Annotated in this window: 17 protein-coding genes and 3 rRNA genes; all 20 read right to left on the bottom strand. The window is 66.8% G+C overall.

Annotated elements, in window-relative coordinates; genetic code table 11:
• Positions 1-8: 8 nt before the first annotated feature.
• Entirely contained in the window at positions 9-1,043 is a 1,035-nt protein-coding gene (locus ACU6WY_RS05160) for an HAD-IIA family hydrolase (RefSeq protein WP_483821857.1), read from the bottom strand.
• Positions 1,043-1,855, bottom strand: coding sequence for a hypothetical protein (locus tag ACU6WY_RS05155; protein WP_483821383.1), 813 nt, complete (start codon positions 1,853-1,855; stop codon positions 1,043-1,045). The genes ACU6WY_RS05160 and ACU6WY_RS05155 overlap by 1 nt, the downstream gene beginning before the upstream one ends.
• An 863-nt stretch (positions 1,856-2,718) precedes the next feature.
• Positions 2,719-2,835 (bottom strand): 5S ribosomal RNA (gene rrf / locus ACU6WY_RS05150).
• A 99-nt stretch (positions 2,836-2,934) separates the two neighbouring features.
• Positions 2,935-6,045, bottom strand: a 23S ribosomal RNA gene (locus tag ACU6WY_RS05145).
• Between the two features lie 405 nt (positions 6,046-6,450).
• A 16S ribosomal RNA gene (locus ACU6WY_RS05140) occupies positions 6,451-7,972 on the bottom strand.
• Together the 16S, 23S and 5S rRNA genes form the textbook arrangement of a ribosomal RNA operon.
• Positions 7,973-8,501: 529 nt before the next feature.
• The gene (locus ACU6WY_RS05135; RefSeq protein WP_483821382.1) at positions 8,502-9,275 is read right to left on the bottom strand and encodes a DUF4184 family protein; all 774 of its coding nucleotides are present in this window, start codon (positions 9,273-9,275) and stop codon (positions 8,502-8,504) included.
• Position 9,276: 1 nt separating this feature from the next.
• A complete protein-coding gene (gene tyrS, locus ACU6WY_RS05130) occupies positions 9,277-10,590 on the bottom strand; it encodes a tyrosine--tRNA ligase (protein WP_483821381.1) in 1,314 nt (437 codons plus the stop codon).
• Positions 10,591-10,639: 49 nt separating this feature from the next.
• Positions 10,640-11,353 (bottom strand): hypothetical protein, encoded by a 714-nt coding sequence (locus ACU6WY_RS05125; RefSeq protein WP_483821380.1) that lies wholly within the window; start codon positions 11,351-11,353, stop codon positions 10,640-10,642.
• Positions 11,350-11,997, bottom strand: coding sequence for a SatD family protein (locus tag ACU6WY_RS05120; protein WP_483821379.1), 648 nt, complete (start codon positions 11,995-11,997; stop codon positions 11,350-11,352). The genes ACU6WY_RS05125 and ACU6WY_RS05120 overlap by 4 nt, the downstream gene beginning before the upstream one ends.
• A 51-nt stretch (positions 11,998-12,048) precedes the next feature.
• A complete protein-coding gene (gene argH, locus ACU6WY_RS05115) occupies positions 12,049-13,479 on the bottom strand; it encodes an argininosuccinate lyase (RefSeq protein WP_483821378.1) in 1,431 nt (476 codons plus the stop codon).
• A gap of 40 nt (positions 13,480-13,519) precedes the next feature.
• The gene (locus ACU6WY_RS05110; protein ID WP_483821377.1) at positions 13,520-14,620 is read right to left on the bottom strand and encodes a heparan-alpha-glucosaminide N-acetyltransferase domain-containing protein; all 1,101 of its coding nucleotides are present in this window, start codon (positions 14,618-14,620) and stop codon (positions 13,520-13,522) included.
• Positions 14,621-14,628: 8 nt separating this feature from the next.
• Positions 14,629-15,552: an ornithine carbamoyltransferase gene (gene argF / locus ACU6WY_RS05105; RefSeq protein WP_483821376.1), complete on the bottom strand. Its 924-nt coding sequence runs from the start codon at positions 15,550-15,552 to the stop codon at positions 14,629-14,631.
• The gene (locus tag ACU6WY_RS05100) at positions 15,549-16,727 is read right to left on the bottom strand and encodes an acetylornithine transaminase (RefSeq protein WP_483821856.1); all 1,179 of its coding nucleotides are present in this window, start codon (positions 16,725-16,727) and stop codon (positions 15,549-15,551) included. The genes argF and ACU6WY_RS05100 overlap by 4 nt, the downstream gene beginning before the upstream one ends.
• 92 nt (positions 16,728-16,819) lie before the next feature.
• Entirely contained in the window at positions 16,820-17,722 is a 903-nt protein-coding gene (gene argB / locus ACU6WY_RS05095; RefSeq protein WP_483821375.1) for an acetylglutamate kinase, read from the bottom strand.
• Positions 17,719-18,876: a bifunctional glutamate N-acetyltransferase/amino-acid acetyltransferase ArgJ gene (gene argJ / locus ACU6WY_RS05090; RefSeq protein ID WP_483821374.1), complete on the bottom strand. Its 1,158-nt coding sequence runs from the start codon at positions 18,874-18,876 to the stop codon at positions 17,719-17,721. Before argJ ends, argB begins: the two co-directional genes overlap by 4 nt.
• Positions 18,873-19,922 (bottom strand): N-acetyl-gamma-glutamyl-phosphate reductase, encoded by a 1,050-nt coding sequence (argC, locus tag ACU6WY_RS05085; RefSeq protein WP_483821373.1) that lies wholly within the window; start codon positions 19,920-19,922, stop codon positions 18,873-18,875. Before argC ends, argJ begins: the two co-directional genes overlap by 4 nt.
• A gap of 509 nt (positions 19,923-20,431) precedes the next feature.
• Positions 20,432-22,942, bottom strand: a complete 2,511-nt coding sequence (pheT, locus tag ACU6WY_RS05080; protein ID WP_483821372.1) for a phenylalanine--tRNA ligase subunit beta — start codon at positions 22,940-22,942, stop codon at positions 20,432-20,434.
• Positions 22,942-23,982 carry a phenylalanine--tRNA ligase subunit alpha gene (gene pheS / locus ACU6WY_RS05075; protein WP_483821371.1) on the bottom strand — a complete coding sequence of 347 codons (1,041 nt, stop codon included), beginning with the start codon at positions 23,980-23,982 and terminating at the stop codon, positions 22,942-22,944. Before pheS ends, pheT begins: the two co-directional genes overlap by 1 nt.
• Positions 23,983-24,030: 48 nt before the next feature.
• A complete protein-coding gene (locus ACU6WY_RS05070; protein ID WP_483821370.1) occupies positions 24,031-24,942 on the bottom strand; it encodes an amino acid ABC transporter permease in 912 nt (303 codons plus the stop codon).
• Positions 24,939-25,589, bottom strand: a complete 651-nt coding sequence (locus tag ACU6WY_RS05065) for an amino acid ABC transporter permease (RefSeq protein ID WP_483821369.1) — start codon at positions 25,587-25,589, stop codon at positions 24,939-24,941. The genes ACU6WY_RS05070 and ACU6WY_RS05065 overlap by 4 nt, the downstream gene beginning before the upstream one ends.
• Positions 25,590-25,645 lie beyond the last annotated feature (56 nt).

Genomic DNA, 25,645 nt, shown 5'->3' with positions numbered 1-25,645 from the left:
TATCCGCGTCAGCGCACGCGGAAGGGGTCCGCGTACAGCTGTTCCGGAACCCGGAAGCCGAAGATCGCCCGACCGGAGTTCCAGATCGCCGCGGCTCCGGCGCGCAGCAGATCGATCTGACGATCCCCCGCCGAGACCACACGGAGGTCGACACCGTCGATCTCGACCACGGCGTCGCCGACGCGGGTGCGGGCGCCCTTGACGATCGTGGCCGGGTACGGCTCGAACAGCTGGCGCAGGTCCGCGACGATGTAGTCCGGCCGCTGGTTGGGGGCTGCGGCGAGCACCTGCTTGGGCCGGTCGATCCCCGTGAGGACGAGGACCGATTTCATCTCGGCTCCCCGCGCGCCCTGGATATCGGTGTCCAACCGATCACCGATGAACAGCGGCGACTGTGCGCCCATACGGGCCACAGCGACGTCGAAGATCGGACGCTCGGGCTTGCCCGCCACCGTCGCGAGTCGCCCGACGGCCGTGTGAACGGCCGACACGAGCGTTCCGTTTCCCGGCGCGATACCGCGGGCCTGCGGGATGGTCCAGTCCGTATTGGTCGCCACCCACGGGATGCCACCCTCGTCGATCGGGGTCGCCAGCGCGTACGCCGCTTCGGCGAGATCCTTCCAGCCCAGCTCGGGCGCGAAGCCCTGAACGACGGCCGCAGGAGCGTCCTCGGCACTGCGGGTCACGACGAAGCCGGCCTTCTCGGCCTCGACCACCAGCCCCTCCCCGCCGATGATGAGCAGGGTCGACCCGGCCGGTACGAGTTCACGCAGCAGACGCATCGCCGCCTGCGGACTCGTCACGACATCGTCGGGTGCAACGCGCAGACCGAGCGAGCACAGATGCTCGGCGACCGAGGCGTCGGTTCGCGAGGCATTGTTGGTGATGTACCCCAGGCGGTGTCCGGACTCCGCGGCACGGTTGAGACTCTCCACGGCGTGCGGAAGAGCATCGGGTCCGGCGTAGACGACCCCGTCGAGGTCGGCCAGCACGACGTCGACCCCGTCGAGAGGCGTCGGCGGGGTAGTGCTCCGGCCGAAGATCACCGCTCTCCGTCCTCGTCGCCGTCGCTCTCCGGTGTCTCCTCGGGCGCGTCGTCCGATTCCGGCTCCTCCGCCGGCTCGTCGTCGACGTCGGCGGGGGCGACGTTGGTCACGGGAACGACACCGGATGCCACCTCCACGCCGCCCTCGTCATCGATGAGGTCGATCTCCTCGACGACGATGACCTCGCGGTCAGCGACGCCAGCTGCCGCATCCAGGGCCTCGGCGGCGATGTCGGCGCGACGCGACCATTCCGCCGCCTCTGCGTCGCGGCCAAGCTCCTCGAGCACCGCGGCACGAGCCGCGAACAGGGCCGGGCTCCACTCGAAGGCGCGATCGGGGTCCGCTTCGGGGATATCCAGCTCCTGGAGCGCCCGATCGGTCTGCCCGAGATCGAGGCGCGCGCCCGACATCGCGATGGCGAGTTGCACACGCACCGCGACGGGGAGCGTCGCGCGGTCTACCGCGCGTCCCTCTTCGAGCGCACGGTCGGGACGACCCACCCCTCGCTCACTGTCGACGATGAGCGGGAGCTGCTCATCGGATCCCGAGATCCGGCGATGGGTGCGCAGCTCGCGCAAAGCCAGAGCAAAATCGCCGACCGCATAGGCGGTGATCGCCACCGTCTCGCGCACGACGGCGACACGGCCCGCGCTTCGCGACGCCGCCAAAGCGTGCTCGTGCGCCCGCGCGGGGTCTTCATCAATGAGCCGCGCCGCCATCACCAGATGACGAGCGACGTTCTCGGCGTTGTCCTTGCTGAGGGTCTTCAGCTCATTGCGCGCCGCGCCCGGCAGATCGCGCGCCGTCACCTCTTCGGGAAGCTGCGGCCCGCGCTCGCGCTGATCCTGGGGAGGACGCGTGGCGCGGGAGTCCTCGCGGTCGAAGCGTCGCGGAGCCCCGGCCCCGGGCCGGCGGTCACCGGACGGGCGGCGGTCTGCGCCCTCCGAGCGCGGACGATACGGACGTGCATCCCCGTCGCGGCGCGGACGCTGCGCGCCGTCGCGGTTGTACGGACGGGAGTCTCCCTCGCGACGCGGACGGCTGTCTCCGCCACCACCGCTGTAGGGACGCGAATCCCCATCACGACGCGGACGACCCGCACCGGACCCACCGCTATACGGACGCGCATCACCATCACGACGCGGACGGCTGTCTCCGCCACCGCTGTAGGGACGCGCATCACCATCACGACGCGGACGACCCGCACCGGACCCACCGCTATACGGACGCGCATCACCATCACGACGCGGACGCTTGTCTGCGCCACCGCTGTAGGGACGCGAATCGCCATCACGACGCGGGCGCGCCGTCGCGTCACCCTCACGGCGGAAGGGACGGTCTCCACGATCAGAATGCGGACGGGCATCACGGCCTGAGCTGGACGGACGCGCATCACCGTCGCGACGCGGACGCCCCGCGCCCTCGCCGTCCCGACGGAACGGCCGCGCCGACGCGTCGCGAGGCCCGCGAGCGGCCGAGCTGCCGCGATCAGAACGCCGCGCACCGTCGCCCCGAGGAGAAGAATTCGGCCGCGATCGACCGTCCGAACGCCCGTCGCTGTCGGGGCGTTCTCTCGAGTCGTCGTTCGACATGGAATCCTTCTCTCGGAATTATGTCCGCACAAATGCGAAATGGCCACCCAACAGTGGGTGGCCATTTCGACTTAAAAGAAGTCCGGCGGTGTCCTACTCTCCCACAGGGTCCCCCCTGCAGTACCATCGGCGCTGAGAGGCTTAGCTTCCGGGTTCGGAATGTAACCGGGCGTTTCCCTCTCGCTATGGCCGCCGAAACACTATTGATGTTTCAAAAACCAACAACGAATGTCATTGTTGTGTTCCCGACCGTACATCGAGAACCACTCAGTGGACGCAAGCACCAAAAACGGTGTGTTATCAAGTCATCGGCTTATTAGTACCGGTCAGCTTCACGTATTACTACGCTTCCACATCCGGCCTATCAACCCAGTAGTCTGGCTGGGAGCCTCTCACCCCGAAGGGTATGGAAGTCTCATCTTGAGGCCGGCTTCCCGCTTAGATGCTTTCAGCGGTTATCCATCCCGAACGTAGCTAATCAGCGGTGCTCCTGGCGGAACAACTGACACACCAGAGGTTCGTCCAACCCGGTCCTCTCGTACTAGGGTCAGATCCTCTCAAACTTCCTACGCGCGCAGCGGATAGGGACCGAACTGTCTCACGACGTTCTAAACCCAGCTCGCGTACCGCTTTAATGGGCGAACAGCCCAACCCTTGGGACCTACTCCAGCCCCAGGATGCGACGAGCCGACATCGAGGTGCCAAACCATGCCGTCGATATGGACTCTTGGGCAAGATCAGCCTGTTATCCCCGAGGTACCTTTTATCCGTTGAGCGACAGCGCTTCCACAAGCCACTGCCGGATCACTAGTCCCGACTTTCGTCCCTGCTCGACCTGTCAGTCTCACAGTCAAGCTCCCTTGTGCACTTACACTCGCCACCTGATTGCCAACCAGGTTGAGGGAACCTTTGGGCGCCTCCGTTACATTTTGGGAGGCAACCGCCCCAGTTAAACTACCCACCAGGCACTGTCCCTGAACCGGATCACGGTCCTAAGTTAGATATCCAGAGTGACCAGAGTGGTATTTCAACAATGACTCCACGAACACTGGCGTGTCCGCTTCACAGTCTCCCACCTATCCTACACAAGCCACACCGAACACCAATACCAAGCTGTAGTAAAGGTCACGGGGTCTTTCCGTCCTGCTGCGCGTAACGAGCATCTTTACTCGTAATGCAATTTCGCCGAGTTCGCGGTTGAGACAGTTGGGAAGTCGTTACGCCATTCGTGCAGGTCGGAACTTACCCGACAAGGAATTTCGCTACCTTAGGATGGTTATAGTTACCACCGCCGTTTACTGGGGCTTAAATTCTCAGCTTCGCCTTACGGCTAACCGGTCCTCTTAACCTTCCAGCACCGGGCAGGCGTCAGTCCGTATACATCGTCTTGCGACTTGGCACGGACCTGTGTTTTTAGTAAACAGTCGCTACCCACTAGTCTCTGCGGCCACCACACCCTTTCGGAGCAAGTCCTAATAAGTGGATGGCCCCCCTTCTCCCGAAGTTACGGGGGCATTTTGCCGAGTTCCTTAACCACGATTCTCTCGATCTCCTTGGTATTCTCTACCTGACCACCTGAGTCGGTTTGGGGTACGGGCAGCTAGAACCTCGCGTCGATGCTTTTCTCGGCAGCATAGGATCACCCACTTTTTATCCGCATCGTGTCTCAGCCTCAATGAGTGACGGATTTGCCTATCACTCGGCCTACGCACTTGCACCAGGACTACCATCGCCTGGCTTGGGCTACCTTCCTGCGTCACACCTGTTAATACGCTAGCCGCACCAGCATGGGGTCGAGCGTTCACACAGACGTTCATCACCCCGAAGGGATCCGACCATTCCATGCTAGGACTCTTAGCACCACTGGATTAGCTTGGGCGGTTCTTCGCCGGTACGGGAATATCAACCCGTTGTCCATCGACTACGCCTGTCGGCCTCGCCTTAGGTCCCGACTTACCCAGGGAAGATTAGCTTGACCCTGGAACCCTTGGTCTTTCGGAGGACATGTTTCTCACACGTCTTTCGCTACTCATGCCTGCATTCTCACTCGTGTCGCGTCCACGGCTGGGTCACCCCGCCGCTTCACTCGCGACACGACGCTCTCCTACCCATCAACACGGCTGGACCACGAAGGCCTACCAAAAATGTCAATGCCACAACTTCGGTGGCGTGCTTGAGCCCCGTTACATTGTCGGCGCGGAATCACTTGACCAGTGAGCTATTACGCACTCTTTCAAGGGTGGCTGCTTCTAAGCCAACCTCCTGGTTGTCTAAGCAACTCCACATCCTTTCCCACTTAGCACGCGCTTAGGGACCTTAGATGGTGGTCTGGGTTGTTTCCCTCTCGACTATGAAGCTTATCCCCCACAGTCTCACTGCTGCGCTCTCACTTACCGGCATTCGGAGTTTGGCTGACGTCAGTAACCTTGTAGGGCCCATCGGCCATCCAGTAGCTCTACCTCCGGCAAGAAACACGCAACGCTGCACCTAAATGCATTTCGGAGAGAACCAGCTATCACGAAGTTTGATTGGCCTTTCACCCCTATCCACAGCTCATCCCCTCAGTTTTCAACCTAAGTGGGTTCGGTCCTCCACGACGTCTTACCGTCGCTTCAACCTGGCCATGGATAGATCACTTCGCTTCGGGTCTAGGACACGCGACTGAATCGCCCTATTCAGACTCGCTTTCGCTACGGCTACCCCACACGGGTTAACCTCGCCACGTATCGCTAACTCGCAGGCTCATTCTTCAAAAGGCACGCTGTCACCCCTACTAAGGAGGCTCCAACGGTTTGTAAGCAAACGGTTTCAGGTACTATTTCACTCCCCTCCCGGGGTACTTTTCACCTTTCCCTCACGGTACTTGTCCGCTATCGGTCATCTGGGAGTATTTAGGCTTATCAGGTGGTCCTGACAGATTCACACGGGATTTCTCGGGCCCCGTGCTACTTGGGATACTCTTCACGCCAAGAACAGGCATTTCGACTACGGGGTTCGCACCCTCTATGACCGGCCATTCAAAACCGTTCGTCTATACCCTCTTGTCACGTCGACTGCTCGGCAGAACAATCAGAAAAGTCCCACAACCCCCAACATGCAACACCTGCCGGCTATCACACACGCTAGGTTTAGCCTCTTCCGGTTTCGCTCGCCACTACTCACGGAATCGCTTTTGCTTTCTCTTCCTGTGGGTACTGAGATGTTTCACTTCCCCACGTTCCCTCTACCCGCCCTATATATTCAGGCGGGAGTCACCAGGCACGCACGCGCCCTGGCGGGGTTTCCCCATTCGGACACCCTCGGATCAAAACTCGCTTATCAGTTCCCCGAGGCTTATCGCAGATTGCTACGTCCTTCTTCGGCTCCAGATGCCAAGGCATCCACCGTTTGCTCTTAAAGACTTGAAATCACATGAGTTGAATCGTCAAAAAATTGACTAATGATCTTTAAGATCATCTTCACGACACAATCCCCAAAAGGATCATGTCGAAGATGCTCGCGTCCACTGTGTAGTTCTCAAAGTACGGGCGGTACCCCACACCACCACCAACCGGCAGCAGCACAAGGCCCAAGAGGAACAACCACCAACCACACCCAAAGATGCGATCAGCGCCCGGCCCCTCAGGACCCAACAGCGTGCATGTACCAACCAGACCCACCCCATCTCATTCCCACCGCAAACGGCGTACTAAAGACCAGGCAAACCCAACCAGCACCTCATCAAACGTTCCACCCATGAGCTAACCGGCAGACACATTCGGTCTGATCCGGCGCCTGAACAACCCCATCACAGGGCGTCAGATGCTCCTTAGAAAGGAGGTGATCCAGCCGCACCTTCCGGTACGGCTACCTTGTTACGACTTAGTCCTAATTACCGATCCCACCTTCGACGGCTCCCTCCACAAGGGTTGGGCCACCGGCTTCAGGTGTTACCGACTTTCATGACTTGACGGGCGGTGTGTACAAGACCCGGGAACGTATTCACCGCAGCGTTGCTGATCTGCGATTACTAGCGACTCCGACTTCATGAGGTCGAGTTGCAGACCTCAATCCGAACTGGGACCGGCTTTTTGGGATTCGCTCCACCTCACGGTATTGCAGCCCTTTGTACCGGCCATTGTAGCATGCGTGAAGCCCAAGACATAAGGGGCATGATGATTTGACGTCATCCCCACCTTCCTCCGAGTTGACCCCGGCAGTATCCCATGAGTTCCCACCATTACGTGCTGGCAACATAGAACGAGGGTTGCGCTCGTTGCGGGACTTAACCCAACATCTCACGACACGAGCTGACGACAACCATGCACCACCTGTTTACGAGTGTCCAAAGAGTTGACCATTTCTGGCCCGTTCTCGTATATGTCAAGCCTTGGTAAGGTTCTTCGCGTTGCATCGAATTAATCCGCATGCTCCGCCGCTTGTGCGGGTCCCCGTCAATTCCTTTGAGTTTTAGCCTTGCGGCCGTACTCCCCAGGCGGGGAACTTAATGCGTTAGCTGCGTCACGGAAACCGTGGAATGGTCCCCACAACTAGTTCCCAACGTTTACGGGGTGGACTACCAGGGTATCTAAGCCTGTTTGCTCCCCACCCTTTCGCTCCTCAGCGTCAGTTACGGCCCAGAGATCTGCCTTCGCCATCGGTGTTCCTCCTGATATCTGCGCATTCCACCGCTACACCAGGAATTCCAATCTCCCCTACCGCACTCTAGTCTGCCCGTACCCACTGCAGGCCCGAGGTTGAGCCTCGGGATTTCACAGCAGACGCGACAAACCGCCTACGAGCTCTTTACGCCCAATAATTCCGGATAACGCTTGCGCCCTACGTATTACCGCGGCTGCTGGCACGTAGTTAGCCGGCGCTTTTTCTGCAGGTACCGTCACTCACGCTTCTTCCCTGCTAAAAGAGGTTTACAACCCGAAGGCCGTCATCCCTCACGCGGCGTTGCTGCATCAGGCTTCCGCCCATTGTGCAATATTCCCCACTGCTGCCTCCCGTAGGAGTCTGGGCCGTGTCTCAGTCCCAGTGTGGCCGGTCACCCTCTCAGGCCGGCTACCCGTCGACGCCTTGGTGAGCCATTACCTCACCAACAAGCTGATAGGCCGCGAGCCCATCCCAGACCGAAAAATCTTTCCAACCCCCACCATGCGATGAGAGCTCATATCCAGTATTAGACGCCGTTTCCAGCGCTTATCCCAGAGTCCAGGGCAGGTTGCTCACGTGTTACTCACCCGTTCGCCACTGATCCACCAAGCAAGCTTGGCTTCACCGTTCGACTTGCATGTGTTAAGCACGCCGCCAGCGTTCATCCTGAGCCAGGATCAAACTCTCCGTAAAAGAAAAAAGCCCACCCAACCGGAATAAGGTCAGGGCAGACGAGTTCAATCTGACCAAACAGGAAGTCAAAACTGACTATCCAGATGCCAACCAAAAAAGGTTGGACTTTGATCCAAAGGAATTCTCACCAGACCCGAAGGCCCGACGAGGAATAAATTGGCATTTGACAAGTGCACGCTGTTGAGTTCTCAAGGAACGGACGCACCCACAGAACCAATCTTCCGACCGTACCCGTGAGGCAAGTTCACACCCACCACCCACACCCCACAACACACAAACAAACCCCGAAAGAGGTCCAACCGTGGAAGCAAGCGCCGAGTGGCAGATTCCCCATCCTAAACCCACAAGCCAAAGCTCACAAGATCAAGACAAGGAGTGGTTCACCACGTGAGAGGACGCGGGGCCTTCCGGCCGCTCCGCTCTCCCCTGTGGGGCGAACAAGGAATAACTTACGCCGAACCCCCACACCCGTCCAATCCACCACACCCCCCGGGCGTGTCGCACCCCCGGACCCCGGAAAGACGGAGGTTCAGCGCAAGCGACGCACCTGAATCACGATCGCGAGCGCGAGGGTGGCGATCGCCCATCCCGCGGCGACCTTGGTCAGCACCCCGTACACGAGGTGGGTGGGCGTGAAGTCCGCATCGAACGGACCCGCCACAAGGAGCGCGACGCCGGCCGCGACGATGAGCGCCGCGGGCAGCGATACCCACCACGCGACGCGCACCACGTCGGGGAGGACGCGGTGTACGGCGCCCACCGGGCGACGCGAAAGCCACACGGCCGCGAAGACGGCTAACCCGGCGAGCCCCCCTGCGCTGGACGCGTGCTGCAGCCATTTCACCCCGGGGAGCGGTCCCCACTGCTCGTCGAGCACGGGAAAGAGCTGCACTCCCGCGCGCCCCTCGTGCGTCAGCACATCCCACGCGATGTGGGACGCGACCCCGAGCGTGAGGGACAGGACCAGCCAGACCAGCGCCATGGCTCCCCCGCCCAGCGCGGCGCGTGCCGCTGCACCCGCACCGGTGTCCCATTCGCTCGGCAGCCGTGCGGCAATGCTCCGTGGAAGCACCTCGCGAGTGGCCGGCCGCAGGGCACACCGCCAGACCAGGAACAGCACGAACGCGACGACGACCGTGAGCGGAAGCCACACCGGATCGTGTGTCATCCCATAGTGCGGGACCATCCCCCGAAGGAAGAGCGGAAGGTCGGGCGTCATCGCTCCGACCGCAATGGCCGCCGGAACCAACCGCGTGCGCACAAAAGGCAGCGCGACGATGGCGTGGCTCGGCGTGAACGGCATATCAGCCGACGAACACTCCGGCGAGCGTCTTCTTGCCGCGGCGCACGACCGATACTCCCCCGGGCAGCGATCCTGTTACCACGACATCGTCGGAGGTGACTTTCTCACCGTCCAGCGACACACCGCCCTGGGCGATCGCCCGACGTGCCTCGCTGAGACTACTGACCAGACCGGTCGCCGTCAGGGCGTCGAGCACCGTGGCCCCCGCGGGCACCGACGCGTGCGGCAGCTCCTCGAGAGCAGTGCGGAGCACCGTGGCATCCAGGCTCGTCAGGTCTCCCTGCCCGAACAGCGCCTCGGTTGCCGCGATGACCGCCTCGGTCGCGTCGGGACCGTGGACCGTCGTCACCACCTCGCGCGCCAGACGCTTCTGAGCCGCACGGCGGAAGGGCTCGTCCGCCACGAGCCGCGCGTACTCGTCGATCTCGTCGCGCGAGAGGAACGTGAACACCTTCAAACGCTCGATCACATCGCGGTCGTCGGTGTTGAGCCAGAACTGGTACATCGTCCACGGGCTGCACATCTCGGCATCCAGCCAGATGGCGTTGCCCTCGCTCTTGCCGAACTTCGTCCCGTCGCTGTTGGTGATCAGCGGCGTGCCGATGGCGTGCGCCGAGACCCCCTCGACGCGGCGGATCAGATCCGTGCCGCTGGTGAGGTTGCCCCACTGGTCGCTTCCGCCGGTCTGCAGGACGCACCCGTACGAGCGGTACAGCTCGAGGTAGTCCATGCCCTGGAGGATCTGGTAGCTGAACTCGGTGTAGCTGATACCGGCCTCGGAGTTGAGCCGAGCGCTCACCGCGTCTTTCTTCAGCATCGTGCCGACGCGGTAGTGCTTGCCGATCTCGCGGAGGAAGTCGATGGCGCTCAGCGGCGCCGTCCAGTCGAGGTTGTTGACCATGCGAGCGGCGCTGTCGCCGTCGAAGCTGAGGAAACGCTCGACCTGCGCGCGAAGGCGATCGACCCACGCGGCCACCGTTTCGGGGGTGTTCAGCGTGCGCTCCGCCGTGGGGCGCGGGTCGCCGATCAAACCGGTCGACCCGCCGACGAGACCGAGCGGACGGTGCCCCGCGAGCTGCAGCCGACGCATCGTCAGAAGCTGCACGAGGTTGCCCAGGTGCAGGCTCGGTGCGGTCGGGTCGAATCCGCAGTAGAACACGATCGGCGGACCCGCAAGGAGCTCACGCAGCTCGCCTTCGTCGGTGGAGACGTGGATCAGGCCACGCCACACCAGTTCGTCCCACACCGTGTCGAACGACGGATCGTTCGCGGGATCGAGGGCGCGGACAGGGGCGACATCGGAGGGCGCGGACACCGTTCCAGGCTATCAGCGGCGGGCGGACGGACCGGATCCCGTGCTCCGGTCAGACGTTGCGGATGCCCCACCAGACCAGGAACGCCGCCGCCAGGGCGATGACCCAGCTGACGAGACTGCCGATGAGGAAGTACTCGGCACGCTCTCCTCCGTCGCCGTCGCGGGAGATCTCCGGGAAGCGCACGATGCCCTTGGCCGCGAGGACCGCCGCAAGCAGCGTGTAGGCGCCGGCGAGGGTGAGAGCGAAGACGAGGATGCGCTCGAGCGGGCCGATCAACCGGCCGCCCTTGAGGGTCGCGGGAGCCTCTCCGGTGGCAGGCGCAACATGTTCCCCCATCTCGGCGCGCAGCGCGATGCGCACCACGGCGTTGCCGGACTCCAGCAGGAACAGCACGCACCCCGCGATCAGGAGAACCTCGTCGATCGACGCGCCCCCGCGCGGCCCGTACGCCTCCCACACGGCGCCCAAGAGCCCGGGGCGAGTCCGCGCGGGGGCCACCACGACGCACGCGGCGACCGCGACCCCGAGAAGACCCACCGGCCACAGTCCCGCGCGCGCGGGACCGGATTCGGGGATCACCCAGATCCAGATGGCCGCGACGGCGACCGCGAGAAGCCCGGCGACGATGGCATCCGCGCCCGCGGCGAGCGCCACGAGGGCGACCGCGGCGATGGCGTAGGGCACGGCGCGGCGTCCGGTGATCAGGCGCCGCACGAGGTCGGCGCCCCCCACCGCGACCAGGAGCAGACCGGCGGCGATCATGCGCGACTCCCCGTGCGCAGGGCGAGGAAGCCCTCGACGACAGCCGACGACCCCGCCGAGGACAGGGCCTGTGACACGGCCGACTGGGTGATGCCCTCGTCGGCGGCCAGGTCGCGCTGCGAGCGTCCGAGGCAGCGACCGTACGTCAGTCGGCGGGTCCGCTGGCTCATCGACGACACGAGCTGATCGCGCGACAGCACGTAGGCGTTGGCCACGGCAATCGTCTCGAGCATGGTGGCATCCTGCCCCTCGGCGGCCTCGATCCATGTGCGCGCGAGCGGCGCGGCGCGATGCTGAAGCACTTCGACCCGTTCGATCGCCGCGCGCGCGGCCCACCATGCCGGCCCCTCGGGGATCGTGCGGCCGGCCAGTTCGACGGGGCGCACGTCGCCGACACCCACGCCGAATCGGCAATCGACACCGTCGGGAAGCTGCAGGCGCAGGAGGAGCAACGACGCCGTGGCGGCGGCGATCGTCGGGAACTCTCCCTGGAACTCGTCGCCCACCACCGCCGTGAGAGGTGACGCCGCCATCGGAGCGTCGGCTTCTGCCCGCGCGACGGCGTCGACGATGGCCTGCTGCGCGGCCGCGCGATCGTCGAGTTCGCGGGACCGGACGATATCAGCGATGACGGCGACGGTCATGCGATCAGTGTATGGCTTATCTTTGCGAAAAGATAAGTGAAGGGCTGATCTTTACAGGCCCAGGGCGTGCGCAGCCGCTTGCGCCCGCGACACAAGCTCGGCCCGCTGCTCCGCGACACGCACCGGAGCCGTTCCCCCGACGCCGGTACGGCTGGCCACCGATCCCTCGATCGACAGCACGTCGCGCACGGCCGGCGTCAGCGACGGCGAGACGGATGCCAGGAGAGCGTCGTCGGCGTCTTCCAGCCCGATCTCGCGCTCCTCGCATGCGCGCACCAGGGCGCCCGAGATCTCGTGCGCGTCACGGAAGGCGACACCCTGCCGCACGAGCCACTCGGCGACATCGGTCGCGAGGGAGAAACCCTGCGGAGCGAGCTCGGCCATGCGAGCGGTGTGGAAGCGCAGCGTGGAGATCATGCCGGAGAACGCCGGCAGCACGAGCTCGAGCGTGCGGACCGAGTCGAAGACGGGCTCTTTGTCTTCCTGCAGGTCGCGGTTGTAGGCCAGCGGCAGACCCTTCAGGGTCGCGAGAAGGCCCGAGAGGTTACCGATCAGGCGTCCGGCTTTGCCGCGCGCGAGCTCGGCGATGTCGGGGTTCTTCTTCTGCGGCATGATGCTCGACCCTGTGGAGTAGGAGTCGTCGAGGGTGACGAATCCGAACTCGCGCGTGTTCCACAGGATGATGTCTTCGGACAGACGGGAGAGATCGACCCCGATCATCGCGGCGATGAAGGCGAACTCGGCCACGACGTCGCGCGAGGCGGTGCCGTCGAGGGAGTTCTCGGACGGGCGAGCCAGCCCGAGACGGTCGGCGACGAGCTGCGGATCGAGGCCGAGGGTCGCCCCGGCGAGTGCCCCACCGCCGTAGGGCGAGACCGAGGCACGGACCGACCAGTCACGCAGACGCTCGATGCCACGGACGAAGGCCCATCCGTACGCCTGCAGGTGATGCGCGAGCAACACGGGCTGGGCGTGCTGGAGGTGCGTCCGCCCCGGCATGATGGCCGCCTCGTGCGCCGAGGCCTGCGACACGAGCGCGTCGACCAGTCGCAGCAGCTCACGGGTGATCGTGCGCGCGTGGTCGAGCAGGTACAGCCGCACGAGGGTGGCGATCTGATCGTTGCGGCTGCGACCGGCGCGCAGCTTGCCCCCGAGCGCGGGGCCGACCGTCTCGATCAGGACCCGCTCGAGGGCTCCATGCACGTCTTCGTCGCCCGGGGCGGCGACGAGCGTTCCCGCCTGGACGCGCGCGGCGAGGTCGTCGAGACCCGCGTGCATGTCACGCGCCTCGTCGGCGGTGAGGTAGCCGGCGGCCTCGAGAGCGGCCGCGTGCGCGTGCGAGCCGGCGATGTCGTACAGCGCGAGGTCCCAGTCGAAATGCGTCGACCGGCTCAGCGCCGCCAGTTCGGGAGAGGGGCCGCCCGAGAAACGGGCACCCCACAGGGCGCCCTCGTTCGTGGCCTGACCGGTCTCGCTGCTCATGGCTCCAGCCTACCGAGAGTGGCCGTCACCGCCCGGCCGGTCAGGCCGCGGTCCCCCGAGAGGGCGCGCGGGGCGAAGGAACCACACGCCGGACGATGCCGTCGATCATCGCCTCCAGCGGCCCGCGCCCGAGCAGGAGCGCCCACGCGGTGCAGCCGACGATGAGACCGAGAGTCAGCGGCGCGAACAAGCCCTCCTCGCGGACTCCGAACAGATCGGAGGGGTCACCGAGCACGACAGCGGCGAACACCGCCCACACCAGCACCTGCGCCACATACGCCGTCAGCGGCATGGACCCCACGGCGCGCAGCGGGATCGCCAGCCACCGGAGCGGCGTCCGACACACCAGCAGGCACAGGCCGATCGTCGCGATCGCGAAGCCACCCGAGCCGATCACCTCGCCCAGCCCGGACGAATGCGCCTCCGCGCTCCACACCGCCGCGAGGTAGCGGTCCTGCGGCAGCATGGCCGAGTCGGCGAGAACGGCCGCCCCGTAGCCGACCGCCGCGAGCGCCGCACCCGCGGCCGCGAGCGTCACCTGCACTCCCCCGCGCCGCAGGTCGAGACGGCCCACCCCCATCCCCGCCAGGAGAAAGGCGATCCACACCGGGAACGGATAGGCCCAGCCGACGAACGCCTCGAGCCCCTCCCCCGCCGGGCCGCTCCACACCGGCGCGGCATCCAGGATCGGGAAGATCCAGGGCGCGATCACGGCGACGAGGGAAGCGGCCAGGAAGAGCCCGCGCGCCCGCAGGCCCAGGAACGGCAGCGACAGCGCGAAGAGCACCGCGTACGCGGGGAGGATGACGTAGATCGGCACCCCTGTCATCACCAGCAGGATGCCGATGACCCACAGGAGTGCTCCGCGCAAGGCCAGTCGGCCCGCGGCGCGTCCGCGCGCTCGGCCCACCACGGGGCGGGTGCCACCGGTCACGAGCGCGATGGACACCCCGGCGAGGGTCGCGAAGAGGATGGAGGACCGACCGTTGGCGACGTCGAGCCACGTGCCCGGGTCGCCCGGCTCGAACGGATCGATCGTCAGCAGGTGCGCCGCCAGCATGCCGATGACGGCAAGACCGCGGGCGAGGTCGATGCCCACGAGCCGGGCCGGGCCGTCGAAACGCACCCAGGCCCGACTCATGCGCGGGATCACTGCTGGCGCAGCAGCCACACCAGCAACGCCTTCTGGGCGTGCAGGCGGTTCTCGGCTTCGTCCCACACCACGCTCTGCGGTCCGTCGATGACCTCGGCATCGACCTCGTAGCCGCGGTCGGCGGGGAGGCAGTGAATGAAGATCGCGGCGTCGTCGGCGCGCGTCATGAGGTCGGTCGTGACCTTGAAGCCGCCGAGATCGCGGATACGGGCGATCTTCTCTTCTTCCTTGCCCATCGAGACCCACGTGTCGGTCACGACCACGTCGGCCCCGGATGCCGCGGCCTCGGGGTCGGTCGTCAGCGTCACCGACCCTCCGGTGCTCGCCGCGATGCGCTCGGCATCGGCGATCACGTCGGCTCGGGGCGCGTAGTCGGCCGGCGAGGCCACGCGCACGTGCATGCCGGCGGTGACTCCGGCCAGGACGTACGAGTGCGCCATGTTGCTGCGCCCGTCGCCGAAGAACGACAGGGTCAGGCCGGCGAGTTCACCCTTGTGCTCGCGAATCGTGAGCAGGTCGGCCAGCAGCTGGCACGGGTGGAAATCGTCGCTCAGCGCGTTCACCACCGGCACGCGCGTGTCGCGGGCCATCTCTTCCAGGCCCGCCTGCGCGTAGGTGCGCCACACGATCGCGGCCACCTGACGCTCGAGCACCCGGGCGGTGTCGGAGGGGGTCTCCTTCCCGCCGAGCTGGCTGTTCGCCGTCGAGATGATCAGCGGAGAACCCCCGAGGTCGGCGATGCCGACGGCGAACGACACCCGGGTGCGGGTGGAGGACTTGTCGAAGATGACGGCGACCGTCTGAGGGCCCGCGAGCGGCTTCTGCCCCCAGCGGTCTTTCTTCAGCTCGAGGGCGAGGTCGAGGATCTCCGACTGCTCGGCGGGGCTCAGGTCATCGTCGCGCAGCAGGTGGCGGGTCACGCGGGTACTCCTTCGGTGGCCGGGGCAGCGGGCTCGTCGATGACGAGGGCATCGGAGACGGTGGCCAGGGCCGCCCCGAACAGGGAGAGGAATTCGGACACCTCGGCGTCGCCGATGATGAGCGGCGGGGCGATGCGGACCGTGTCGTCGTTCGCGGCGTTGACGATCAGGCCGTGCTCCTGCGCCGCGGCGACGACCGCCTTGGCGACGGGGCGGGTCAGGCCCACACCGAGCAACAGACCGCGACCGCGGACACCGGCGACCAGCGGGGAGCCGATCGCGGCGATACCCTCGCGCAGCTGAGCCTCACGCACCGCGGCGTTCTCGACGAGACCGGAGGCCTCGATCTCTTGCAGCACCGCTCCCGCGACGGCTGTGCCCAGGGCATTCCCGCCGAAGGTGGAGCCGTGCGTGCCCGGGAAGAACAGCTCGCTCGCCTGACCGAAGGTGATGAGCGCCCCGATCGGGAAGCCGCCACCGATGCCCTTGGCCACGGTGATGGCATCCGGCACGATACCGGCGTGCTCGAACGCGAACCACGCGCCCGTGCGCCCGGCACCGGTCTGGATCTCGTCGACGATCAAGAGGGCGCCGTGGCGCGCAGTGATCTCGCGCGCCGCTTCGAGGTAGCCCTCCGGCAACTCGACGACCCCGGCCTCGCCCTGGATGGGCTCCACGATCAGCGCAGCCACGCGGTCGTCGACCGCGGTCTGGAGTGCCTCGATCGTGGCATCGATGTGCTCGACGCCGGGGATCATGGGCAGGAAGTCGGCCTGGAGCGCCGGCTTTCCCGTGAGCGCGAGGGCTCCCATGGTGCGCCCGTGAAATCCACCCTTCAACGTCAGGATCCGCGTGCGCTCGGTCCCGCGCCCGTGCAGGCGCGCGAGCTTGAAGGCGGCCTCGTTGGCTTCGGCGCCGGAGTTGCCGAAGTACACCCGGCCCGATTCGCCCGTGCCCGCCAAGCGCTTGAGCCGCGCGGCCAGCGCCAGCTGCGGGGGCGTGGCGAAGTAGTTCGACACGTGCGTCAGCGTCGCGGCCTGCTCGGTCACGGCGGCGACGAAGGTCGGGTGCGCGTGTCCGAGGGCGTCCACCGCGATCCCCGCGAGGAAATCGAGATAGCGCTTGCCGTCACCGTCCCAGACGTACGAGCCCTCGCCGCGCACGAACAGCGCCATGCGGTCTCCGAAGCTGCGGACCAGATCGCGTCCGGCATCCTCCTGCCAGGCGGGGCCGCGCGCGGCGAGAGATTCCTGTGTCGTGTCCGCGTTCACGCGACCACCTCCGTTCCGATTCCTTTGCTGGTGAAAAGTTCGACGAGCACCGAGTGCGGCACGCGGCCGTCGATGATCGCTGCCGAGGGCACTCCCCCGTCGACGGCGTCGAGGCAGGCCTGCATCTTGGGGATCATGCCCGATTCCAGTCGCGGCACCATCGCGCGCAGCTCCGTCGAGGTCAGGTGCGACACGAGCGAGTCCCGGTTCGGCCAATCCGCGTACAGACCGGGCACATCGGTGAGCACGACGAGCTTGCGGGCCTTGAGCGCGACCGCGAGCGCCGCCGCCGCGGCATCCGCGTTGACGTTCAGCGACGCACCGGGGTGGTCGAGATCGGGCGCGATGCTCGAGACGATCGGGATGCGGCCGGCGGCGAGGTGGTCGAGCACCGGCTGCGGGTCGACCGTGACGACATCGCCCACACGACCCAGGTCGTGCTCGACGCCGTCGACGACGACGCCGCGGCGGCGACCGCCGAACAGGCCCGCATCCTCGCCGCTCAGCCCCGTCGCGAGGGGACCGTGGGCGTTGACCTTCGCGACCAACTGCGGGTTGATCTGTCCGGTGAGAACCATGCGCACCACGCCGATCGCTTCGGTGGAGGTGACGCGGTACCCGCCGCGGAATTCGCTCGGAATGTCGAGGCGGTCGAGCATCGACGAGATCTGCGGACCACCGCCGTGCACGACCACCGGCTTGACCCCCACGTAGCGCAGGTAGGCGATGTCGGCGGCGAAGGCGTCCTGGAGCTCGTCGCTGACCATCGCGTTACCGCCGTACTTCACGACGACGACCTGATCGCGGTACTTGCGTACCCACGGCAGCGACTCGACGAGCGTCACCGCGCGTTCGCTGGCGGCGGCGGGGTCGGTGTCCTGGATATCGATATTGCTCATGAGGAATAGGCGCTGTTCTCGTGGACGTAGTCGTGCGTGAGGTCGTTGGTGCGGATCGTTGCCGCGGCATCGCCCACGCGCAGATCCACGACGAGGTCGGTGGCCCGCGGCGTGAGGTCGACGTCCTCGCGCGGGCGGTCCGGACCTCCGGCGGTGCACACGCGCACGCCGTTCATCCAGACGTCGACGTCGTAGGGGTCGAACGCGGCGTGTGTCGTGCCGATCGCGGCGAGCACGCGACCCCAGTTGGGATCGTTGCCGAAGACCGCGGCCTTGAAGAGGTTGTTGCGGGCGATCGAGCGTCCGACCTCGACCGCATCCTCCTCGGAGGCGGCGTTCACGACGCGGATCGTGACGTCGTGGTGCGCCCCCTCGGCATCGCCCTGGAGCTGCGCGGCGAGATCGTCGCACACCGCGGTCAGCGCGGCGGTGAAGTCATCGGCATCCACCCGGATGCCACTGGCCCCGCTGACCATCAGGGTGACCTGGTCGTTGGTCGACATGCACCCGTCGGAGTCGAGGCGGTCGAAACTCACCCGCGTGGCCGCGCGAAGAGCGGCGTCGGCCTCGGCCGCGTCGAGGATCGCGTCGGTCGTGAGGACGACGAGCATCGTCGCGAGCCCGGGGGCCAGCATCCCCGCGCCCTTGGCCATCCCACCGATGCTCCACCCGTCGCCGCGGTGCGCGGCCCGCTTGGGACGCGAGTCGGTGGTCATGATCGCCAGCGACGCGTCGTCACCGCCCTCCGCCGACAGGGCGGCGACGCCCTGCTCGACGCCGTCGAGCACCTTGGCGCGGAAGACCTCGTCGCCTGTCCCGATCAGCCCGGTGGAGCAGACGACGACGTCACCGGCGCCGATGCCCAGGAGAGCGGCCGCGCGCTCCGCCGTTTGATGCGTGGTCTGGAAGCCGAACGACCCGGTGAAGCAGTTGGCTCCCCCGGAGTTCAACACGACCGCCTCGACGACCCCGTCGCGCACGACCTGCTCCGACCAGAGGATCGGGTTGGCCTTGGCCCGGTTCGACGTGAAGACGGCCGCGCCCACCTTGAGCGGTCCTCGGTTGACGACGACCGCGACATCGCGCGCGCCGGTCGACTTCAGTCCGACGGCGACTCCGGCCGCCTCGAATCCCGCGGGGACGGTCACGCTCACGGAGCGACTCCATTCGTCGGAAGCGCCGTGGTCTCGGGGAGCCCCAGCGCGATATTCATGGACTGCACCGCGGCGCCCGCGGTGCCCTTCACCAGATTGTCGACGGCCGCGACCACCACGACGCGGTTCGCCGCGCGGTCGATCGCGAGGCCGAGCAGCGCGGTGTTGGCGCCGAGCACGTCCGCCGTCCGGGGGAAAGCCCCCTCGGGCAGCAGGTGGACGAAGGGCTCGTCGGCGTACGCGCTCTCCCACGCGGCGCGGATCTCGGCCTCCGAGACCCCCTCGCTGATCGGCGCGGTCGAGGTGGCGAGGATACCGCGCGCCATCGGTACCAGCACGGGCGTGAAAGAAAGACGGATGCCATCGGGCGCGGCTCCGGCCGCCACGAGCGCCTGGCGGATCTCGGGGATGTGCCGGTGCGTCCCGCCGACGGCATACGGGTTGGCGGTACCGAGGATCTCGCTGGCGAGCAGGTTCGTCTTCGCGGCTTTGCCGGCCCCACTCGGGCCCACGGCCAGGACCGAGACGATGTCACCGGGGTCGATGACCCCCGCCGCGACGCCCGGCGCCAGCGACAGCGACACCGTCGAGGCGTTGCAGCCGGGCGCGGCGATGCGGGAGGCCCCGCGGAGGAACTCGCGCTGCGTCGTCGCGCCGACGGGGAGCTCGGGCACGCCGTACACCCACGGCTCGGCGTGCGGGCCGTCGTAGAACGCCGCCCAGTCCGCGCGAGAGGTAAGCCGGTGGTCGGCGCCGGCGTCGATGACGAGCGCCGTGTCGCCAAGGGCATCGGTGTACTGGGCCGATTGTCCGTGCGGCAGGGCGAGGAAGACCACGTCGTGCCCGGAGAGCACGTCGGGGGTCGTCGCCTGCAGTTCGAGGTGCGCGAGCGAACGCAGGTGCGGCTGGTGGGAGATCAGTGGCTGCCCCGCGCTGGAGTGCGCGGTGACGGTACGGATCTCGACATCGGGGTGGTCGGCGAGCAGGCGAAGGATCTCGCCGCCCGCATAACCGGAAGCGCCGGAGACGGCGACCGAGAGGGTCATGAATCCACCTTAGGAGTCGGGGCTGTGGCTGGAATCAGCGTGTACCGGGGCGGCGACGCCCGTATGCCCGACCGACGGCGGGTTACGAGGTCGCCGAGACTCGGCGTGCGACCCGACGTCGACGCACGGCAACGGTGCTCACGGAGAGCTCCTCGTTGCGGACGACGATCGACGACATTCCGCGAGAGTATCCGGCCCCTCGGGCCCAGGGCAAATCGTTGACCAGGGGCAGAAGGAGCCCATCCTCCCTCTTGTCCCCCAAAAGGGGGACAAGAGGGTCTATGCTGGAGTCCTGCCCTCATCGCCGGTACTTCCGACTGCCCCCTTCCGGCGATGAGGGCAGTCTGCTGCCCGGAGACCGCGCGGATGTATCTCCCGCGCGTACCTCCGCGTTCGGCAACGGTGCATCTCCCCGCTCGGCGCCGGCGCATCTCCCCGCTCGGCGCCGGGAGACGACAAAGCGCCGCACGGCGAAAGCCGGCGGCGCCCGTCGAGTGCGGCGTCGAAGATCAGTCGCGGATGACCGCCCCGAATCGTTCGGCAGCCACCGCGACACCGGACAACTTGGCATCCGTCGCCTCGGCGGCCGTGAGCGTTCGATCCTCGGCGCGGAAGCGCAGGGCGAACGTCAGGCTCTTCGAGCCGTCCGGCAGTCCGCTCCCGCGGTAGTCGTCGACCAGACGCGCCCCCTCGAGGAGGGGTGCCCCGCCCTCGAGCAGGGCCGCGCGCACGGCGCCGGCGGCGACATCGGTCGGGACGACCACCGACACGTCTTGCGTGGCAGCGGGGAAGCCCGATAGGGAACCGGCGACCACGCGAGACTGCCCCTGCCCCAGGAGCGCATCGAGGTCGAGCTCGGCCACGAGCACTCGCCCGGGAAGGTCGGCGGCCGATGCGACGGCCGGGAGCAGCTCTCCGACGTAGCCGACATCGGCACCACCGACGAGCACCCGTGCGGTGCGGCCGGGATGCAGGGCGACGCGCTGCGCCTGGACGAGCTCGATATCGACGCCCGCCGCGGCCGCAAGTACCCGGATCGCGTCGACCGCGTCGGCGAGATCCGCGACGACCGCCGCTTGTCCGGGCTGCTTGGGCACGGTGTGCCCGGTGAGCAGCACCGCGACGTGTCGGCGCTGGGGCGGGATCGAGGCGTCGAGCGCCGCGAGCGTGGCGGCGTCGGGACGCACGGCCAGGGGCGGGACCGACACGGTGCCGTACTGCACGCCCGGCTTGGGGAGGAAGACCGTGCCCGCCTCGAACAGAGCGAGATCGACAATGCCGCGCGAGAGGTTGCGGTGCGCCACCTGGAGCAGCCCCGGCACCAGCGAACGGCGCAGGAACGGCGCCAGCCCGTCGAGCGGGTTCGCCAGCTTGACGCTCGGCAGCGTCTCCCCCGAGGGCGACCCGTGCAGGTCGTTCTGCTCCGCGGTGGTGAAGGGGAACGACGGCGTCTCGACGAAGCCCGCCGCGGCCAGCGCGTTGGCGACGCGCCGACGTCCCTGCTGGGCGGAGGTGAGTCCACGCCCGGACGGAGGCGTCGGGAGCACGGACGGGATGCGGTCGTAGCCCTCGATGCGGGCGACCTCTTCTGCGAGCGTCCACTTGTCGGTGAGGTCGGGACGCCACGACGGCGGCGTGACATTCCACCCGCTGGCCGCCGCGTCGACGGTGCAGCCGACGAGGCGAAGAGCTGCGGCGATCTCGTCGTCGGTGTAGTCGACGCCGATGAGCCCGGGGACGAAGCCCGCGGGCAGCGCGATCGCCTCACGCGCGTGCGTGACCGGGAGGGACCCGCCGAGGTCGGTGTCGAGGGTGCCGCCGGCCAGTTCGACCATCAGCGTCGCGACACGTTCAGCGGCGACGAAGGCGACCAGCGGGTCGACCCCGCGCTCGAAGCGGCGGGAGGCCTCCGACGGCAGCTTGTGTCGCCGCGCGGTCCGCGCGATCGACACCTGATCGAAGGTCGCGGACTCGATCAGGACGTTCCGCGTCGCGTCGCTCATCTCGGTCGGACCGCCACCCATGACGCCCGCCAGGCCGATGGGGCCGGACTCGTCGGTGATGAGCAGGTCTTCGGCGTGCAGGGTGCGCACCTGACCGTCGAGGGTCTCGAGCTTCTCGCCCGCCTCGGCACGGCGCACCGTGATGCCGCCCTGCAGCTGATCGAGGTCATACCCGTGGATGGGCTGGCCGAGCTCGAGCATGACGTAGTTCGTGATGTCGATCAGAACGCCCAGCGAGCGGATTCCCGCGAGCGACAGGCGCGTGATCATCCACGGCGGGGTGGGCCGCGAAGGATCGACGTCGCGCACGATGCGAGCCACGAACTGGCTCGCGCCGGTACGGCCCCGGATCGGTTGACGGTCGTCGACGGCGATCGGGAAACCCTGCGGCGTGCGCTCGAGCGCATCGTCGTGCCCGGCGCCCGGGTCGCGGAACGTCGCGCCGGTGGCGTGGGAGTATTCACGCGCCACGCCTCGCAGCGACAGCGCATAGCCGCGGTCGGGGGTGACGTTGATCTCGACCGCGAGGTCGTCGAGCCCCAGCAGCGCGATCGCGTCGGTCCCCACCGGCGCGTCGATCCCCAGGTCGACCAGACGCAGGATGCCGGAGTGCTCGCTGCCGAGACCCAGCTCTTTCGCCGACGCGATCATGCCGTCGGACACGTGACCGTAAGTCTTGCGCGCGGCGATCGGGAACGGGCCGGGGAGGACCGAGCCGGGCAGGGTCACCACGACCTTGTCGCCCTCGAAGAAGTTCCCGGCACCGCACACGATGCCACGCACTCCCCCGTGCTCGGCGCCGACGTCGACCTGGCACCAGCGGATGGTCTTGCCGTTGGACTGCGGCTCAGGGGTGAACTCCGTCACCTCGCCGACGACGATAGGACCTTCGAGCTCGAAGCGATGCACATCTTCTTCTTCGAAGCCGACGGACACCAGCGCCGCGAGGACGTCGTCGGCCGTGGCATCTGCCGGCACGTCGACGTACTCGCGCAACCAGGAGAGCGGGACGCGCATCAGACCACCATTCCGAACTGCTCACTGAAGCGGACATCGCCCTCGGCCATGTCGCGCATGTCTTTCACGTCACTGCGGAACATGAGCGTGCGCTCGATGCCCATACCGAAGGCGAAGCCCGAGTACTCCTCGGGGTCGATGCCGGCGGCACGCAGGACGTTGGGGTTCACCATTCCGCAGCCACCCCACTCGATCCAGCGTGCCCCGCCCTTGAAGGTGGGATGCCACAGATCGAGCTCGGCGCTCGGCTCGGTGAACGGGAAGAAGTTGGCGCGGAAGCGCGTCTTGGCCTCGGGGCCGAACAGCACACGGGCGGCGTGGTCGAGCGTGCCCTTGAGGTGGGCCATGGTGATGCCCTTGTCGACGACGAGGCCCTCGAACTGCGTGAACACGGGCAGGTGCGTCGCATCGAACTCGTCGGTGCGGTACACCCGTCCCGGGCAGAGCACGTAGATCGGCAGGTCGCGCTCGAGCATCGAGCGCACCTGCACGGGGCTCGTGTGCGTGCGCATGACGAGGTGGCGGGCGACCGGGTCGACGAAGAACGTGTCCTGCATCTGCCGCGCCGGGTGATCGACGTCGAAGTTGAGGGCGTCGAAGTTGAACCACTCGTGCTCGAGCTCGGGGCCCTCGGCGATCTCCCACCCCATGCCGACGAAGATGTCGGACACCTGCTCCTGCAGGAGCGAGATCGGATGCCGCGCCCCCACGCGGGCGCGCTGCGGCAACGCCGTGACGTCGATGCGCTCGGCCTCCAGGCGGGCGGCCGTCTCGGCCTCGGCGAGCTCGCCTTCGCGGGCGGTGAACGCCTGGTTCACACGCGCGCGCGCTTGCCCGACGAGCTTGCCGAACTCGGCCTTCTGCTCGGGGGCGACGGTGCGCAGCTGGGCGTTCAGCCGGGAGAGCGGGGACTGCTCGCCGGCGTGGGCCGAGCGGACGGCTTTCAGGTCGGCCGTGGTCGCGGCGTCGGCGATCGCCGCGAGCGCGGCTTCGATGGCGGAGGCGACGGCCTCGGGGGTGATCTCGGGTGCGTCAGACACGAGACGAGAGTCTACCGAGGGGCGGGGACACTCCCCCGCCGCCGGCGGTCACAGACCCGATGCGTCGTACTTGCCCAGGCCGCGTTGAGCGACGATGAGCTCGGTGTCGGTCCCAGCCTGTTCGGGCGGCTCAGCGCCGACACGGGTCGTCCTCGGCGACCGACGCAGCGAGAGCTCGACGCGATGAGCGGCGTACGACAGAGCGAGACACATCGCCACGTAGATGACGCTGGCGACCATCGCGGCCGGGACCAGGGGCGATCCGTACTCGCCGTTCGACCCGAGGAGCCGTGCGAAGTAGAGCAACTCGGGGTACGTGATGATGAACCCGAGCGCGGTGTCTTTCAGCGTCACGACGAGCTGGGCAATGATGACCGGCAGCATTGCCCGGATCGCCTGCGGCAGCAGGATCAGGCGCATCACGCCCGCTTTGCGCAGCCCGATCGCGTACCCCGCCTCGCCCTGGCCGCGGGGCAGCGACTCCACGCCCGCACGGATGACCTCCGACAGCACCGATCCGTTGTAGGCGATGAGGGCGATGACCACGGCCCAGTAGGACGACATCCGGATGCCGATGACCGGCAGACCGTAATACAGCAGCAGCATGAAGACGAGGACGGGCACCGCGCGCAGGAGTTCGACGATCCACCCCACCGGCACGCGCACCCATGCGTGGTCGGACATGCGGCCAATCGCCAGCACGAAGCCCAGCAGGATCGCGCCGACGGCCGCGGCCGCAAAGGCCGCGAGCGTCGCAAGCGTGGCCTCACCGAAGCGAACCCAGATGGCGCTATACGTGAACACGTTCCACTTCGCCGCGGAGAACTGCCCCGTGTCGATGAAGCGCCAGACGACGAAGCCGATGGCGGCCGCGACCACAAGCAGCGTGAGCACGCCCAGAAGGCGATTACGCACGCGCGCGCGCGGACCGGGCAGGTCGTAGAGGACGGAGGAGCTCATCGGGCGACCTTCCACTTCTTCTCGGCGACGCGCTGCAGCGCCGACAGCACCAGCACGAGGAGCACGAAGATCACCATGACGAGCACGATCGTGACGAGCTGGTTCTCGCCGTTCTCGCTCATGTTCGCGCGAATGTTCCCGAGATTGACGACGGAGAAGCCGGAGGCGACCGTGGTGTTCTTCAGCAGAGCGATGAACACACTCATCATCGGCGGGATGACCGAGCGCGTTGCCTGGGGCAGCACGACGAGCGTCATGACCTGACCGAAGCTCAAGCCCAGGGCACGAGCAGCCTCGGCCTGTCCGACGGGAACGGTGTTGATGCCCGACCGGATGGTCTCGGCGACATACGTCGCCGTGTAGATGCCGAGCCCGCAGACGGCCAACACGAGAAAGCTTCCGCGGGGGACGTCCACGAGCAGCGGGACGCAGAATGCAAAGAAGAAAAGCACCAGCGTCAGCGGCGTATTGCGAATCCAGTTCACGTAGACCGCTCCGACGGCCCGGGCGATCGGCACCGGCGAAACCCGCATCGCGGCGACGATAAAGCCCAGGACGAGGGCGATCAGACCGCCGCCCAGGAAGAGCAGAACGGTCCCCCACAACGCCTGCGACCACAGGTCGGGGTAGTCCAAGATCTGATTCACCGGGAACTGTCCGTTCTCTCTCGTGGGGCGTGACGCCGGGGCGGTGCAGGCGGCGA

This window comes from Microbacterium sp. ZW3a (assembly GCF_057167165.1).
Note: the sequence above shows the minus strand (reverse complement) of the source record. Positions and strands in the feature narration are given on the sequence as shown.

What these genes read in the sequence shown, in the direction of transcription:
- ACU6WY_RS05135 (WP_483821382.1), bottom strand. Translation starts at nt 9,275, where the DNA reads ATGCCGTTCACGCCGAGCCACGCCATCGTCGCGCTGCCTTTTGTGCGC.
- ACU6WY_RS05100 (WP_483821856.1), bottom strand. Translation starts at nt 16,727, where the DNA reads ATGGCGCTGTTCGTGCGCGGCGAGGGCTCGTACGTCTGGGACGGTGAC.
- ACU6WY_RS05125 (WP_483821380.1), bottom strand. Translation starts at nt 11,353, where the DNA reads ATGATCGCCGCCGGTCTGCTCCTGGTCGCGGTGGGGGGCGCCGACCTC.
- pheT (WP_483821372.1), bottom strand. Translation starts at nt 22,942, where the DNA reads ATGCGCGTCCCGCTCTCCTGGTTGCGCGAGTACGTCGACGTGCCGGCA.
- argB (WP_483821375.1), bottom strand. Translation starts at nt 17,722, where the DNA reads ATGAGCAATATCGATATCCAGGACACCGACCCCGCCGCCGCCAGCGAA.
- ACU6WY_RS05120 (WP_483821379.1), bottom strand. Translation starts at nt 11,997, where the DNA reads ATGACCGTCGCCGTCATCGCTGATATCGTCCGGTCCCGCGAACTCGAC.
- ACU6WY_RS05070 (WP_483821370.1), bottom strand. Translation starts at nt 24,942, where the DNA reads ATGAGCTCCTCCGTCCTCTACGACCTGCCCGGTCCGCGCGCGCGCGTG.
- ACU6WY_RS05110 (WP_483821377.1), bottom strand. Translation starts at nt 14,620, where the DNA reads ATGAGTCGGGCCTGGGTGCGTTTCGACGGCCCGGCCCGGCTCGTGGGC.
- argH (WP_483821378.1), bottom strand. Translation starts at nt 13,479, where the DNA reads ATGAGCAGCGAGACCGGTCAGGCCACGAACGAGGGCGCCCTGTGGGGT.
- argC (WP_483821373.1), bottom strand. Translation starts at nt 19,922, where the DNA reads ATGACCCTCTCGGTCGCCGTCTCCGGCGCTTCCGGTTATGCGGGCGGC.